We start from the raw sequence: 14,250 nt of genomic DNA on the forward strand, positions 1-14,250 counted from the left end.
GCTTCGTGGATAGAACAGCGGCGGCGAAAGAGAGTGAAGCGGCCGCAAAATCCGACAGATTTGGACGTGTTCCGTAATTTCGGCAGACGAGTGAGCATCGCTATCGGGCTTGGATTCCTGTCAAACTATTACTTATTCGTATATTTACCGTCCTTGATCACGTGGTTTCCCTCCTTAAATGATCCATTAATGAAGTCTATCGTCTTCGCGCTCGTATATATGACCGCATCAATTATCTGGTTGACCTCACCGAAACTGAGAGATTCAGTGTAAGTAGCACCCTGCTATCCTTGCTTTACTATCCAAAGTCCGTCCGGCAGGCGACCGACCACTCACAGTCCGATCGGTCGCAGAGCCGGTCGTAGAAGCGTCGCAGCCCCTCGGAGTCGGTCTCGGGGAGGACGTGCAACTGGACGGCGCAGTTGCGGACGGTAACGCGGAACACGTCGGTGGTCTCCTCGTCGCGAACTAGATAGAGGAGCATCGGGAGTTCCATGAAATCGCCCGAGCGGTAGGGGCCGTCGTCGAGGACGGAGGCGACGAGGGCTTCGAGGTCGCCGTCGGAGCGGTCGGCGTCCGGCGTCAGGACGAACACCGTTTCGCCCTCGTACTCGACGCCGCCGCTCCGGGGGTACTTGCGCTCGGGCCGGCCCGGGATCGCGAACGAGGGGTCGCGCGCCGTCATGTGGTCGCCTCGCCGGTGGATAGGGCGCGATCCCTTTTAACTTCTCGCGCGGAACGCGGACGAACGGAGCCAGTCGTGGAACGGCCGCCGCGACTCAGTCGTCGGTCGCGGGCTCGGCGTCCGCATCGGCGTCGGCACCGGCAGCCGCCACGCCGGTTGCTTCCTCGGTGAGATCGGCGTCGCGCCAGGTGCCGCGCATGTACCAGGCGAAGGCGATGGCGGCGCCGCAGATGTTCGAGACGGCGAAGGAGAGCCAGATGCCCTCGTAACCCATCTCGAAGGCCGCGACGGACTCGATGGGCGCCCGCAGGAGCGCGGCGAGCGGGTCGAACGGGATGGCGTCGACGAGGTCGGCGGCCCACGTCCCCTCGAAGGCCAGCGACTGCGAGGCAAAGAGTGCGACGGGGAGCCGGATGGCGCCGAGCATGGCGATGGAGATGAGCGCGGCGGTCATCGTCTTGCCGGCGCCGCGGAACCCGCCCTTGTAGGAGTGGAAGATGCCGGTGAACCCGAAGGTGGGGGCGACGTAGCGGAGGAAGACCCGGCCGACCTCGACCACTTCCGGGTCGTCGGAGAAGATGGCGACGATGTTCCCGGCGCCCAGCCACGTCAGCACGCCGACGCCGGCGAGGACGACGAACATGGCGCGAGCGGCGAAGTGGGTGGCCGCGGCGGCCCGCTCCTGCTCCTTCGCGCCGATGTTCTGCCCGGACATCGTCTCGACGCCGCGGCCGACCGCGATGGCCGGCAGGAAGATGACCGAGAACATCCGGACGCCGACGCCGTAGGCGGCGACGACGGCGGTCGGGAACGCGCTGACGATGATCAGCATGAGGTTGACGGCGATCGAGTTGCCGGTCCCCTCGATGGACGCGGGCACCCCGACCCGCAGGAGCTTCCGCAGGTATGTCAGGTCGGGTTTCATGTCTTCGAGGCGGATCTGGACGCCGCGGGTGCCCTGGAACATGATGCCGAGACCGATTGCTGTCGCGAGCGCTCGCGAGAAGATCGTCGCGTAGGCGGCCCCCTCGACGCCAAGCGGGGGGAACGGCCCCCACCCGAAGATGAGGAACGGGTCGAGGATCATGTTGACGACGACGGTGACGAACATGACCAGCATCGGCGTGATCGTGTCGCCGTAGCCGCGCATGAGCGACATGAACACGAAGAAGGCGAACATGAACACCATCCCGATGGAGATGATCTCCAGGTACGCCGTCGCGCCGGGGAGTACGTCGTCGGAGGCACCGAGCAGCGCGAGGATGTCGCCGACGACGAAGTAGCCGACGGTGCCGAGTATCAGCGACGCGATGATGGCGAAGGTGACCGTCTGCGACGCGGCGAACTCCGCCTGCCGTTCGTCGTCCGCGCCGACGTTCTGGGCGACGAGGATACTTCCCGCGATAGAGATGCCCAGCCCCAGCGAGATGAGGAAGAAGACGACGGGGAACGCGAAGCTGATGGCCGCCAGCGCCTCCGTGCTGTAGCGGCCCAGCCAGATGGTGTCGACGAGGTTGTACATCGTCTGCAGGAGGTTGGTCACGACGATAGGGATCGAGAGGTAGAACAGCGGTTTGGCGATCCCCCCGGAGGTCAGATCGAACTCGTCGCGACCCTTGAACACCATGTTCACCCGCCTGCGGACGGCGCTGACGAACCGGTCGACTCGGTCGCCGGCCATCAGTCCTCACCCTCCGAGATGGCGCCGACGTCGTCATCTTCGAGCGCGACGTCGGCGTCGGGCGCGACGAGGTTCTCGCGGACGTAGTCGACGAAGATGTTCCGCGTGCTTCCGTCGGTCTCGCCGATGGCGACGCGGCGGGTGTTGACGCCGTCGACGATGGTCACCACGAACTCGGCGGTGTCGACCGGGTCGACGTCCTCACGGATCACCCCGTCCTCGATCCCGTCGGCGACGATCTCGCGCACCCGCTCGCGGACGAACGAGTCGACCCGTTCCAGTTCCTCACGGTATTCCTCGACGTAGGGGCCCTGCGCCTTGATCTCCAGGAGTGCGGTCTGGAACTCCTCGGTGCCTTCCACGTCCGACTGACAGAGCACCTCGTCGACGAACGAGACGAGGCGATCGACCGCGTTGTCGCCCTCGGTCGTCGCGAAGTCGGCGGTGAACGAGGCGTAGAGGTGGTCGAGAAACGCCAGCAGCAGGTCCTCTTTCGTGTCGAAGTGATAGTGGAGGGAGGCTTTGCTCTTGTCCGATTCGTCCGCGATGTCCTGCATCGTCAGATCGGCGTAGCCGTGTTTGCACAGCGCCCGATAGGTGGCCTCCATGATCGCCTCGGGCGTGTCCGAGGCGTCGGCCGCGGCGCTGTCCGTCTCTCCGCTCATTGACGACCTTAACTGACCGGTCAGTCAAAAAGATTCCGAACTGACTGACCCGTTAGTCAACGCCTGACACGGCCGGTGCGGCTTCGCTGTGCCCGACAGACGGGAATCGACGCGGCGATTCAAATGGCTCGCGCCCCACTGTTCAGGTAGCGCCCATGACTCACCACCCGGACCACGAAGTCGAACTGTACAGGGACGACGACGCCTACGAGGTGTACGTCGACCTCCCCGGCTACGACCGGGAGGACATCGACCTGCGCTGGCACGACGGCCGGCTCCACGTCGCCGCCGAACACCGGACCGATGACGGCGAGACGCGCGTGTACAACCACGACGTCTCGGTTCCGCGGTCGGTCGACGCGGAGTCGATCACCGCCGATTACGACGACGACGTCCTGACCGTCCGGCTCCCCATCACCGACGACGGCTCCCGGCCCGGGACCCGGATCGACGTCGGAGACTGAGTGCCGGTTTGGCCGAGAGAGCCCCACTCCGCTCTCCCGCCGCTCAGACCCAGTCCAGTTCCGGATCGATCCGGTCCGGCGGCGTCTCGTCGGCGAGGGCGGCGGCGACGTTCTCGGCCACCGTCCGGTTGAGGTCCTCGAGGGCCTCCGCGGAGTACCACGCCGCGTGCGGCGTCAGGATTGCGTCGTCTCGGTCGAACAGCGGCGAGTTCTCGGGGGGTTCCTCGCTGAAGACGTCTAGCCCCGCCGCCGCGATCTCTCCCGCTTCGAGCGCGCGAGCCAGCGCGGCCTCGTCGACGACGCCGCCGCGACCCGTGTTGACGACGACGGCGTGGTCGGGGAGTCGCTCGAACGCCGCCGCGTCGACCATGTTCCGCGTCTCCCCGGTCAGCGGCGCGTTGACCGACACGAGGTCGCTCCGGTCGAGCAGCGCCTCGAACTCGACCTGCTCGACGCCGTCGCCGGCCATCTCGTCGGCGTCGACGTAGGGGTCGTAGGCGACGTAGTCGACGCCGAACCCGTCGGTCTGCTCGCGGACGCGCCGGGCGATCGGCCCGTAGGAGACGAACCCGAGGGTGAGGTCGGCCAGCCGGTGGACCGTCCCGCCGACGCCCCAGTCCCAGCCGCCGGCCTTCACGTCGCGGTCGTAGGCGCCCAGGCGGCGCAGGGAAGCCAGCAGGAGCGAGACGGTGTGGCTCGCCACCTCGTCGGTGCAGTAGTCCGGCGTGTTCGACACCGCGACGCCGCGCTCGGCGGCCGCCTCGACGTCGATAGTGTCGATCCCGACGCCGGCCCGCGCGACGATCTCCAGATCCGCGCAGGCGTCGAGCACGTCGGCGGTCACTGGCGTCGAGACGTTCGCGACGAGCGCGACGGCGTCGGCGGCAGCCGCGCGGACCGCTGGCTCCGTGTCCGTCTCCGCGACCGTGACGGTCACGTCGTCACCCAGCCGATCTCTCAGGAGGTCGGCGTCGATCATCCGGTCCTCGCTCGCGACGACTTTCATGTGCGTGATCCGGGGGCGGTCGGGGAAAAAGGCGCACACCCGTTCCCGGCGACTGATAAATTCGGAGGCGACCGTCCGGCGACTGGATTTCTCGCGACAGGGTGGGAAACGGGAGGCTCATGTGCGAGCACCCGATAGGATCGCTCATCACTCCCGACGGAGGATTCCAGATGACACGCGAGGGAACACAATGACACGGCAGACGCGCGGGAGCCCGTACGCCCCCCACGACGCGGCCGACACCGAGGCGATGCTCGCGGCCGTCGGCGCGGACAGCGAGGAGGACCTGTTCGACATCCCCGAGCCGGTCCGCTTCGACGGCGAGTTCGGCATCGAGGCCCGGGAGGAGCGGACCGTCCGGCGGCAGGTCCAGCGGACGCTCGGGCGCAACGACGACCTCACCGAGTTCATGGGGCGTGGCCACTACGACCACTACGTCCCGGCGCTGGTCGACGACCTGGCGAGCCGCCAGGAGTTTCTCACCTCCTACACGCAGTACCAGCCCGAGGTCGCACAGGGGTTCCTGCAGGCGCTGTTCGAGTACCAGTCGATGCTCGTCGAGCTGACGGGCCTCGACGTGGCCAACTGCTCGATGTACGACGCCGCCTCCGCGCTCGGCGAGGCCGCGACGCTCTCCCAGCGGGTCCGCTCGGTCTCGGGCGACCGCGTCCTCGTCCCCGACCAGCTGCGCGAGGGCAAGCGCGCCGTGCTGGAGCAGTACGCCGCCGGTCCCGACCTCTCGGTCGAGTCCTACCCGACCGAGGCCGGCAACGTCGACGTGGACGGCCTCGCCGACGCGCTGGACGGCGACGCTGCGATGGTCTACGCCGAGAATCCGACCGTCAGCGGGGCCATCGAGGAGTCGCTCGGTGCAGTCGGCGACCTCGCCGACGAGCACGACGCGCTGTTCGTCGTCGGGTCGGATCCGGTCGCGCTCGCGCTGCTGGAGCGGCCCGCCGACGTCGGCGCCGACGTGGTCGTCGGCGAGGCGAGTTCGCTCGGCCTCGGGACCGCCTACGGTACGGGCATGGGCATCTTCGCGACCCGCGAGGAACACCTCCGGCAGGTGCCCGGTCGGCTCGTCGGCGTCAGCGAAGACGCCACGGACCGCCGGGCGTTCACGCTGACGCTCCAGACCCGCGAGCAGCACATCCGGAAGGAGCGGGCGACGAGCAACATCTGCACGAACCAGGCGCTGCTGGCGCTCCGGGCGGCCATCCACGCCGCCACGCTCGGCCCGGACGGTCTCGTCGACCTCGCCGAGGACTGCGTCCGACTGGCCGAGGATCTCGCGAACAGGCTCGACGACGTGTCCGGCGTCAAGGCGCCCGTCCACGACCGCTATCACTTCCGTGAGTTCCAGGCACGTACCGACCAGCCGGCCGAGGCGGTGGCGAGCGACCTCGAAGCGGAGGGGTTCGCCGTCCACGTCGTCGGCGACCACCGCATCCAGGTCTGCGTCACCGACGCCAACGAGCCCGCGATCGACCGCTTCGTCGAGGCGGTCGAGGAGGTGGCCTGAGATGAGCGACGAACGCGACGCGGCCGACGCAGAGGACGAGCGGGAGGAGCAGGCGCCCGAGGCGGGCACGCTCTACGATCAGGCGCGCTGGACCGACGACGGCGAGTACGAACCGCTCCTGTCGGAGAAGGACTCGACGGAGGTCGAGATCGGCGACGACTCGCCGCTCCCGGACGACCTGACGCGAGACTCGCTCGAACTGCCCGGGCTGGCCGAGCCTGAACTCGCGCGTCACTACACGCGGCTCTCGGGGATGAACTACGGCGTCGACAGCGGGCCGTTCCCGCTCGGGTCGTGTACGATGAAGTACAACCCGAAGTTCAGCGAGCAGGTCGCCGCGCTGCCCGACGCCGCCGTCCACCCCGACCGCTCGGGGCGCAGCGTCCAGGGGACGCTCGAACTGCAGGCGAACCTGCAGGACTACCTCGGGCGCATCGGCGGGATGGACGCCGTGACGCTCCAGCCGCCGGCGGGCGCGGCCGGGGAGTTCACCGGCATCCAGATCGCCGCGGCCTATCACGAGGCCAACGGCGAGGACAGGACCGAAGTCGTCATCCCCGACAGCGCCCACGGGACGAACTTCGCGACGGCGGCCATGTCCGGCTTCGACGTGGTCGAACTCCCAAGCGCCGACGACGGTCGCGTCGACATCGAGGCGCTGGAGGCCGCGGTCGGCGACGACACCGCGGCGCTGATGCTCACCAACCCGAACACGCTCGGGCTCTTCGAGCGCGACATCGAGGAGATCGCCGAGATCGTCCACGACGCGGGCGGCCTGCTCTACTACGACGGCGCGAACCTCAACGCGCTGCTCGGGCGCGCCCGTCCCGGTGACATGGGATTCGACGTGATGCACTACAACGTCCACAAGACGTTCGCGACGCCCCACGGCGGCGGCGGTCCGGGCGCCGGTCCGGTCGGCGTCACCGAGGAACTCGCGCCGTTCCTGCCGACGCCGCACGTCCGCGAACAGCCGGACGGCAGCGGCTACGAGCGCTACGAACCCGACCAGTCCATCGGCAAGGTCCACGGCTTCGCGGGCAACTGGCTCGTCCTCGTCCGGGCGTACGCCTACATCGCGCGTCTCGGCGACGAGGGGCTGGCCGACGCGAGCGCGAAGGCGGTCCTGAACGCCAACTACCTCGCCAGCCGGATCGACTACGAGGTTCCCTACGGCCCGTTCCACCACGAGTTCGTCGCGAGCGCGGGCGAGCAGGACGCCGCGGACGCGGCCAAGCGGATGCTCGACTACGGCGTCCACCCGCCGACGACGAAGTGGCCCGAAATCGTCGACGAGGCGCTGATGACCGAACCCACGGAGGCAGAGCCGCGCGGGTCGCTCGACGACCTCGCGGCGGCGTTCAACGCCGTCGCGGCCGAGGACGACGCGACGCTTCAGGCCGCGCCCGAGCGGACCGCGGCCCGCCGGATAGACCAGGTCAGCGCCGCCCGCGAGCCGCGGCTCTCCTGGCACGCGCTCGACGAGTAGCCGTTCGACCCCGGCCGCCGTAGGCGGTCCGCGGTTCGGTTTTCCTTTCGATAATCGGGGGGAAGCCGATATATACGGAAGCGTCGTTGGTCAGGTTCACGAATGGGACAGCGGGTACTCGTCGTCGGGCGACAGGTCGATTCGGGGTGGATCGAGGCGCTCGAAGCGACGGAGTGGCGCCTCTTGCGTGCCGAGACGCGGCGGGAGATCCTCTCGGCGTTCAGCGAGTTCGACGTCGATTGCGTCGTCGCCGCCGAACCCGACACACGCGCGGACACGACCGAAGGAGTCGGACCGCTCGGCGCCGTCGAGACCGTCCGGGAGTACGGCTACGACGGTCCGGTCGTGCTCGCGTCGACACAGCCGGACGGCGAACTCGCCGCGGCGGCGACCCGCCTGGGCGTCACCGAGTACTATCCAGGCTCGACCGCCGACGAGTCGCTCACCGAACGGGTGCGGGCTCACCTCTCTCTCGAACCACACACGGAGACTGCAGACGGCGGCTCCGTCCACGAACGGGACGACCGGGCCGCCGGGACAGCCGAGTTGACCGCCCGGGAAAGCGACGGCAGCGTCGGTGTCAAGGAGACGGCGACTGCGCTCGACGCCGTCGAGGACGGCGTCTACGTTCTCGATCGACAGGGACGGTTCGTCGTCGTCAACGAGTCGCTGGCCGACATGACCGGCTACGCACCGGACGAACTCGTCGGCGCGGAGTCGGGCCTGATACTCTCCGAGGACTCCCTGGATACTGCGCTCGACGCGGTCGACGACCTCGTCTGGGGCGACGAGTCGGCAGTGACGGTCTCGACGACGATCGTACCCAAGGACGACGAGCCGTTCCCGGCGGAAGACCACGCGACCCTCGTCACCGAGGACGGCGAGTTCGCCGGCCTCGCAGGGGTCATCCGCGACGTGAGCGACCGTCGCGAGCGGACACGCGAGCTGGAGCGCTACGAGTCGATCATCGAGGCCGTCGACGACGGCGTCTACGCGCTGGACGAGGCGGGACACTTTGACGTCGTCAACGACGCGCTCCTCGAGTTGACGGGCTACGACCGCGAGGAGCTGCTCGGCGAGCACACGTCCGTCGTCAAGGACGAACCGACGGTCCAGCTCGCCGAGAACAAGCTCCGGGAACTCGTCTACGGCAACGCCGTCGAGACGACGTTCGAACTCGCGCTCCAGCGCGAGTCCGGCGGGCCGCTCGAGGCCGAAGACCACATGACGATGCTGACCGACGACGGCGAGTTCGTCGGGACGGCCGGGGTCATCCGCGACATCTCCGACCGGAAGGAGCGGGAGCGCGAGCTCCGGGAGGCCCGCGAGCAGTTCGCCGAACTGCTCGATACGTCGCGGGCGCTGCTGGCCGCCCACAGCCGCGAGCGGGTCGCCGAGATCGTCGCCGACGCCGTGGCGGGGACGCTCGGGTACGACCTCAACGTCGTCCGGCTGTACGACCCGGAGTGCGACTGCCTCGAAATCGCCGCCGGATCCGACGCGTCCGGGGTCACGATCGCGAATCGACCGGACTACGCGGTCGGCGAGGGCGGGCCCGGCCGCGCGTTCGAGCGGAGCGAGATACTCCTCGCGCCCGAGGACTTCGAGTCCGGCGGCTTCGACCTGCCGGCCCCGCTCGCGGAGACGCTCTACGTCCCGCTCGGCGACCAGGGCGTCCTCAGCATCGGGCTGGCCGAACGCGGCGCGCTCGACGAGCGCGACCGCTCGCTCGCCGAGATCCTGGCCTCGAACGCGGCGGTCGCGCTCGACCGCGTCGCCTACGAGGACGAGCTCGTCCAGTATCGGACGGTGCTGGAGAACGTGCAGGACATGGTGTACGTCGCCGACGAGACGGGCCGCTTCTCGCTGGTGACGGAACCGCTCGCCGAGTGGCTGGGGAGCGAGCGGTCGGAACTCGTCGGACAGCCGGTCGCGTCCATGGTCGAGGACGACGCGGCGTTCGAAGCGGCGGTCGACGACGTCCGCGACGGGGGCGCCGAGAGCAGCCTCGTCCAGACGGCGCTTCGGTACGACGCCGGCGAACGGCTCCCCGCCGAGGTGGAGGTCTCGCCGCTCCCCGCCGACGAGGCCGTCGCCGGAACCGTCGGCGTCGTCCGCGACCGGAGCGAGCTCGTCGAGACGCGCGAGCAACTGGAGACCCAGCGCGACCGGTTCACCTACCTCTTCGACAACCTGCCCGACGCCGTCGTCGAGGCGACACACGACGAGGCCGGCGAACCGATCGTCACGGCCGTCAACGACGCCTTCGGGGACGTGTTCGGGTACGACCCCGCGACGATCTCGGGCGATTCGCTCAACGACTACATCCTGCCGACCGACGAGCGCGAGAGCGGCCGCCAACTCGATCGGGCGACGGCCAGCGGCGAAATCACTCAGGAGGAGATCCGCCGCGAGGCCGCCGACGGCTACCGGGACTTCCTCTTCCGGGGAATCCCGTTCGAGACTGGCGACGAGGGGATCAACAGCTTCGGGATCTACACCGACATCACCGACCAGAAGGAGCGCGAGCGTCGGCTCCAGGTGCTCAACCGCGTCCTCAGACACAACCTCCGCAACGACCTCAACGTCGTGATGGGGTACGCGGAGATGATCGCGCGGCGCGTGGACGACGAGACGGTCGACGAGTGGGCGGAGACGCTCGTGGAAACCGCCACCGACGTGGCCTCGCTCAGCGAGCGGGCACGCTCGCTCGACCGCACCATGCGCGAGGGGTCGCTCCGGGAGGAGACCACCGAAATCGGAACTCTCGTCGAGGAATCGGTCGACGAATGCCGCGAAGACTACCCCGACCTGCGGATCACCACCGACGTGGACGACGCGACCGTCGTCGGCGACGGTCGGCTCGAACTCGCGCTCGGCGAACTGCTGGAGAACAGCGCCGAACACGGCGCAGAGCAGGTGCAGGTCCGCGTCGCACCCGACTGCGAGGACGGGCGGGTCGTGCTCAGCGTCGCCGACGACGGGCCCGGGATCCCCGAGCAGGAGCGGGCGGTCGTCGACGAGTCGACCGAGATCACCCAGCTCGAACACGCGAGCGGGCTCGGCCTGTGGGTGGTCCGCTGGGTGTGCGACTCTTGCGGCGGCCGGCTGCGCTTCGAGGAGAGCGACCTCGGCGGCGCGGAAGTCGTTCTCTCGCTGATTCCCGCCGACGAATGAGCAGCGACGCTATCGAACGGTATCGCTGTCTCGCAAAACGAACGCGGCCGGATCAGGCCGTGGCCTTGCTCGTGTCGACGGTCTCGTCGATGCGGACGAAGCCGTAGTCACAGTCGGGGCAGTGCCACTTGACCTTCTTCCCGATGTGGACCTGCATGCTCGCCGCCTGGTAGAACTCCCGCTCGGTCCCACAGACCGGACACTCGTGTCGCATGACCTCGCTCATACCTCCGCCTTCAGCACGGCGGTAATTTAACGTGCTGATCTTTTCGCGGCGCGATGGTGTGGGCGGCACGAAACTGAACGCTCTCGCGTCACGGATTCGGCTCCGTATTTAAGTCGCTGGCCGTCCGAGCCGTGGGTATGAAGATCTACACTGGTCGTGGCGACGAGGGGCTGACGGACCTGCGGGACATGTCCCGCGTCTCGAAGACGAACCCGCGCATCGAGGCCTACGGGACCGTCGACGAGGTCAACGCGCTCGTCGGCGTCGTCCGCCCGACCGGCCACGACGACGTCGACGACCTCCTGCGGGAGGTCCAGAACCACCTCCACGTCGCGCAGGCGGACTTCGCCAACCCCGATCCCGACGAGGACGACCCTCGCGTCCGCGAGGAGCACGTCGAACACCTCGAAGATAGCATCGACACGTTCGACGAGGAACTGGAGCCGCTGGAGAGTTTCATCCTCCCGAGCGGGTCCGAACCGGGGGCGCGGCTCCACCAGGCGCGGGCGGTCTGTCGGCGCGCCGAGCGGCGGGCGGTCGCCTTCGCCGAGGCCGAGGAGGGCGTCAACGAGACCGCGCTCGTCTACCTCAACCGCCTCTCGGACCTGCTTTTCACGCTTGCCCGCGTGGTGAACAAACGCGAGGGCGTCCGCGAGGAATCACCGTCGTACTGAGCGGCCAGAGCGTTCGTCCCGCCGTTTTCCGGTCAGTCGGTGCGCTCGTAGACGATGGTTCCCTCGCTCTCCCGGACGGTCACTCGTCCGGCGGCCTCGAGCACGTCGAGGTGACCGACCGCTTCGCTCATGCCGGGGAACTGCTCGGTGACGGGGAGGTCGCCGAACAGTTCGGTCATCACCTCGACGGGCGCTGTGGGTTCGTCGAGCATGCCCGCCACCCGCTCGGTCCGCTCGTCGTGCTCGTCGAGGATCGCGTCGATCCGGGCGGTCGGGTCCTCGATCCGGTCCCGGTGGCCGGGGTGCATGCGGTCGTAGCCGTCCTCGCGTAGCGATTCGAGGCGCTCGTTGTACGCCGGGAGGACGCGGGGCCGCTCGGCGTCGGGTTCTGGCGGCGGCTGGAGGAAGGGATTTGGCGTGATCTCGGCGAGGACGTTGTCGCCGACGACCGCCTCCCGTCCAGCGGGGCCGTCGAACGCGAAGAGCACTTCGCCCTCCGCGTGGCCGACGAGTCCGTCGACGCGGAGCTGCCGGCCGTCCACGGTGACGGTGTCGCCAGCCGCGACTTCGCGGTCGGTCTCGACGCTCGGCGCGTAGTTGACGAACGCCCCGGGGAGTTCGGTGACTGTGTCGGCCGTCGAGGGTTCCATGCCGCAGCGCTCGAAGAACTCCCGGAAGTAGGCCTGCTCGGCGTCGAGCCGTTCGGGGAAGTCGGCCATGATCGTCGCGGCGTCGGGATGTGCGACGACCGACGCGCCGCGCTCGCGGAACCGGCTCGCGAGCCCGAAGTGGTCCGGGTGAGGGTGTGTGACGAGCACCTGATCGACGTCGTCCGGTTCGAGGTCGCGCTCGGCCAGCGCGTCCGTGAGCCGCGACCACGCCTCCTCGCTGTCGGGACCGGGGTCGACGACGGTCCGGCCGGCGAGGTACGCGTTGACTGGGCCGACCTGGAACGGCGTCGGCACGGAGACTCGTTCGAACACACCGGCAGTTACCGGCCGGTGCAGTAAGTGAGTGGCGGGAGTCCCCCCGAAAAATCGCCGGCACACGGCGATGCCCACCGTCGTGTGCGGACGTCTCGATGTATTGGGACAGACAGACGGCGCCGGCCTGGCGGTCGACCGGACGCCGACGTGATTTAGGTGTGCCTAAACCAAGATAAACGTTGCGGTGGTGGGGCAAAGCATATATCTGTCCTCTGCGTAAGGACAGATATGAACAGGCACTTCGAAGACACCCTGTACTACCTGAAGCGAGCGGTGAGGGCGGCCAGGAAGGGCGTGACCGAGGAGGTCGCGCCGGCCGAGAAGAAGGTACGGGAGCTGACCGGTCGGGCGGAGGAGCCCGAACCGAGGCGGGTCGAGACGGCCCGAGAGAAACTGGCGGGCCGCGTGCGAGGCGCCGTCCGCGAGGTCCGCGCGACGGTCGGTTCGTATCGCGGACGCGTCGACCTGCGATAGGTTCGATCCGCGTCGAGTCGCCCCCGGTAGTCGTCTCGACGGAAAGCAATTCTTAAGGTGGGCCGTGGATTATCGGGGAGTGTCCGGGTTGGTGGTCTAGTCCGGTTATGACGGCTCCTTCACACGGAGCAGGCCCCAGGTTCAACTCCTGGCCAACCCATTCAGTTACTCACCCGGAGCGAGTGCGTTTCGCTCTTTCGTAGTCGGGTTCAGTCGTGGTCGAAGGATCGACCGAAAAGTAAGCTGGCTGTGCAGCTACGCGAGGAACGAACTCCAGCTATCCGTCCTGCTGGAGGATGTCTTTCCGCTGCTCGAATTCCTCCTCGTCGATTTCACCCTCTGCATATCGGTTTCTGAGCTTTTCCATCGCTTCGTCCATGCTCCCGGTGGATTCCTCCACGTCTCCGTTCTTCAACTCGCGAACTTTCGCGCGGAGTTCCTCGAATTCGCTCAGCGATTCCTTGTCGAACAGAACGGTATTCTCGTCCGAGGTCGCGTCCATCAGTCCGTCGTCACTTTCGGAGTAGCCGCTCTGTCCGAACTGGATATAGCCGCGAGTGACCGACGACGGTTTCCGCAGCTGAATACTCGTTATCGATTCGTACGGGATGTCCTTGTCGCCCTTGAAGCCGTGCTGCATTTTGTGGATCATCCCGATGTCTTCTCTCGAGATCTCGAGCCGGTCCTGATAGAGCGTTACCTTCCCGTTCGCGCCGGTGGCACTCATCACGGCGTCGTCCGGGAGGGGTTCGGCCGTGCCACTGTCTCCGTTTTCGGTACCGGTGGTCGCCGGGGCGTCGGTTTCTGTAGTCTCAGCGCCTCCGGTCTGAGCGCCGTCAGCGAACCACTGGGGATTCTTGTAGTATTTATACCCGTCGTAGAACCCCAGAACCATTGGGACGAGCGTCCAGAAGAAGACGAGATAGATCGCGCCTTTCTTGAACTCGCCCAGGTAGAACCGATGTAATCCGTACACTCCGAGAACTGATAACAAGATCGCGACTGTCCGATTCTTATCAGGATACTTTCTATCGCTCATGTCTGGGTGTGCCGACTATCCCACGATAAAGTCACTGGGCAGAGTACAGACTTTGATAATCAGGTGGAGGGTGCCAGCGGTGCGTGTTTCCGGACAGTGAGATCGATGCGGGCGCGTGATGTCGAACGATTCCCGCGGCGGCGATCCCGCTCGATTTCACGC

13 protein-coding genes and 1 tRNA gene are annotated in these 14,250 nt (G+C 67.5%); 7 read left to right on the plus strand and 7 right to left on the minus strand.

Features of this window, described 5'->3' with window-relative positions:
• Positions 1–298 precede the first annotated feature (298 nt).
• The 3 genes from AB2U09_RS20565 to AB2U09_RS20575 all read right to left on the minus strand — a co-directional run bounded on the left by AB2U09_RS20565 (position 299) and on the right by AB2U09_RS20575 (position 3,031).
• On the minus strand, positions 299–685 hold the full coding sequence (locus AB2U09_RS20565; RefSeq protein WP_459194615.1) for a hypothetical protein: 387 nt from the start codon (positions 683–685) through the stop codon (positions 299–301).
• Between the two features lie 94 nt (positions 686–779).
• Positions 780–2,366 (minus strand): MATE family efflux transporter, encoded by a 1,587-nt coding sequence (locus AB2U09_RS20570; protein WP_459194616.1) that lies wholly within the window; start codon positions 2,364–2,366, stop codon positions 780–782.
• Positions 2,366–3,031: a TetR/AcrR family transcriptional regulator gene (locus AB2U09_RS20575; RefSeq protein WP_459194617.1), complete on the minus strand. Its 666-nt coding sequence runs from the start codon at positions 3,029–3,031 to the stop codon at positions 2,366–2,368. Before AB2U09_RS20575 ends, AB2U09_RS20570 begins: the two co-directional genes overlap by 1 nt.
• 155 nt (positions 3,032–3,186) lie before the next feature.
• Between AB2U09_RS20575 and AB2U09_RS20580 the strand changes: the two genes are divergently transcribed.
• Positions 3,187–3,495: an Hsp20/alpha crystallin family protein gene (locus AB2U09_RS20580; protein WP_459194618.1), complete on the plus strand. Its 309-nt coding sequence runs from the start codon at positions 3,187–3,189 to the stop codon at positions 3,493–3,495.
• Positions 3,496–3,538: 43 nt separating this feature from the next.
• On the opposite strand, the gene AB2U09_RS20585 is transcribed toward AB2U09_RS20580, so the two are convergent.
• Positions 3,539–4,501 carry a C-terminal binding protein gene (locus AB2U09_RS20585; protein ID WP_459194619.1) on the minus strand — a complete coding sequence of 321 codons (963 nt, stop codon included), beginning with the start codon at positions 4,499–4,501 and terminating at the stop codon, positions 3,539–3,541.
• A 190-nt stretch (positions 4,502–4,691) separates the two neighbouring features.
• Between AB2U09_RS20585 and gcvPA the strand changes: the two genes are divergently transcribed.
• The 3 genes from gcvPA (at position 4,692) to AB2U09_RS20600 (ending at position 10,689) form a co-directional block, all read left to right on the plus strand.
• Positions 4,692–6,023, plus strand: coding sequence for an aminomethyl-transferring glycine dehydrogenase subunit GcvPA (gene gcvPA, locus AB2U09_RS20590; RefSeq protein WP_459194620.1), 1,332 nt, complete (start codon positions 4,692–4,694; stop codon positions 6,021–6,023).
• 1 nt (position 6,024) lies between these two features.
• Entirely contained in the window at positions 6,025–7,512 is a 1,488-nt protein-coding gene (gene gcvPB, locus AB2U09_RS20595) for an aminomethyl-transferring glycine dehydrogenase subunit GcvPB (RefSeq protein ID WP_459194621.1), read from the plus strand.
• A gap of 102 nt (positions 7,513–7,614) precedes the next feature.
• Positions 7,615–10,689, plus strand: coding sequence for a PAS domain S-box protein (locus tag AB2U09_RS20600; protein ID WP_459194622.1), 3,075 nt, complete (start codon positions 7,615–7,617; stop codon positions 10,687–10,689).
• 52 nt (positions 10,690–10,741) lie between these two features.
• On the opposite strand, the gene AB2U09_RS20605 is transcribed toward AB2U09_RS20600, so the two are convergent.
• A complete protein-coding gene (locus AB2U09_RS20605; protein WP_459194623.1) occupies positions 10,742–10,915 on the minus strand; it encodes a DUF7838 family putative zinc beta-ribbon protein in 174 nt (57 codons plus the stop codon).
• A 137-nt stretch (positions 10,916–11,052) separates the two neighbouring features.
• Here AB2U09_RS20605 and AB2U09_RS20610 point away from each other — a divergent pair, with 137 nt between their 5' ends.
• On the plus strand, positions 11,053–11,589 hold the full coding sequence (locus AB2U09_RS20610) for a cob(I)yrinic acid a,c-diamide adenosyltransferase (RefSeq protein WP_459194624.1): 537 nt from the start codon (positions 11,053–11,055) through the stop codon (positions 11,587–11,589).
• A 32-nt stretch (positions 11,590–11,621) separates the two neighbouring features.
• On the opposite strand, the gene AB2U09_RS20615 is transcribed toward AB2U09_RS20610, so the two are convergent.
• A complete protein-coding gene (locus AB2U09_RS20615; RefSeq protein ID WP_459194625.1) occupies positions 11,622–12,572 on the minus strand; it encodes an MBL fold metallo-hydrolase in 951 nt (316 codons plus the stop codon).
• A gap of 231 nt (positions 12,573–12,803) precedes the next feature.
• On the opposite strand from AB2U09_RS20615, the gene AB2U09_RS20620 reads away from it, so the two are divergent.
• Positions 12,804–13,049, plus strand: a complete 246-nt coding sequence (locus AB2U09_RS20620) for a DUF7553 family protein (protein WP_459194626.1) — start codon at positions 12,804–12,806, stop codon at positions 13,047–13,049.
• Positions 13,050–13,134: 85 nt separating this feature from the next.
• A tRNA-Val gene (locus AB2U09_RS20625) sits at positions 13,135–13,209 on the plus strand.
• 117 nt (positions 13,210–13,326) lie between these two features.
• On the opposite strand, the gene AB2U09_RS20630 is transcribed toward AB2U09_RS20625, so the two are convergent.
• Positions 13,327–14,088: an NINE protein gene (locus tag AB2U09_RS20630; protein WP_459194627.1), complete on the minus strand. Its 762-nt coding sequence runs from the start codon at positions 14,086–14,088 to the stop codon at positions 13,327–13,329.
• Between the last annotated feature and the right edge of the window lie 162 nt (positions 14,089–14,250).

It is taken from the genome of Halosimplex yunnanense (assembly GCF_054504345.1).

Bases quoted from the DNA above. Each gene is read 5' to 3' on its own strand.
- AB2U09_RS20565 (WP_459194615.1), bottom strand. From the start codon at position 685: ATGACGGCGCGCGACCCCTCGTTCGCGATCCCGGGCCGGCCCGAGCGC.
- AB2U09_RS20570 (WP_459194616.1), bottom strand. From the start codon at position 2,366: ATGGCCGGCGACCGAGTCGACCGGTTCGTCAGCGCCGTCCGCAGGCGG.
- AB2U09_RS20575 (WP_459194617.1), bottom strand. From the start codon at position 3,031: ATGAGCGGAGAGACGGACAGCGCCGCGGCCGACGCCTCGGACACGCCC.
- AB2U09_RS20580 (WP_459194618.1), top strand. From the start codon at position 3,187: ATGACTCACCACCCGGACCACGAAGTCGAACTGTACAGGGACGACGAC.
- AB2U09_RS20585 (WP_459194619.1), bottom strand. From the start codon at position 4,501: ATGAAAGTCGTCGCGAGCGAGGACCGGATGATCGACGCCGACCTCCTG.
- gcvPA (WP_459194620.1), top strand. From the start codon at position 4,692: ATGACACGGCAGACGCGCGGGAGCCCGTACGCCCCCCACGACGCGGCC.
- gcvPB (WP_459194621.1), top strand. From the start codon at position 6,025: ATGAGCGACGAACGCGACGCGGCCGACGCAGAGGACGAGCGGGAGGAG.
- AB2U09_RS20600 (WP_459194622.1), top strand. From the start codon at position 7,615: ATGGGACAGCGGGTACTCGTCGTCGGGCGACAGGTCGATTCGGGGTGG.
- AB2U09_RS20605 (WP_459194623.1), bottom strand. From the start codon at position 10,915: ATGAGCGAGGTCATGCGACACGAGTGTCCGGTCTGTGGGACCGAGCGG.
- AB2U09_RS20610 (WP_459194624.1), top strand. From the start codon at position 11,053: ATGAAGATCTACACTGGTCGTGGCGACGAGGGGCTGACGGACCTGCGG.
- AB2U09_RS20620 (WP_459194626.1), top strand. From the start codon at position 12,804: ATGAACAGGCACTTCGAAGACACCCTGTACTACCTGAAGCGAGCGGTG.
- AB2U09_RS20630 (WP_459194627.1), bottom strand. From the start codon at position 14,088: ATGAGCGATAGAAAGTATCCTGATAAGAATCGGACAGTCGCGATCTTG.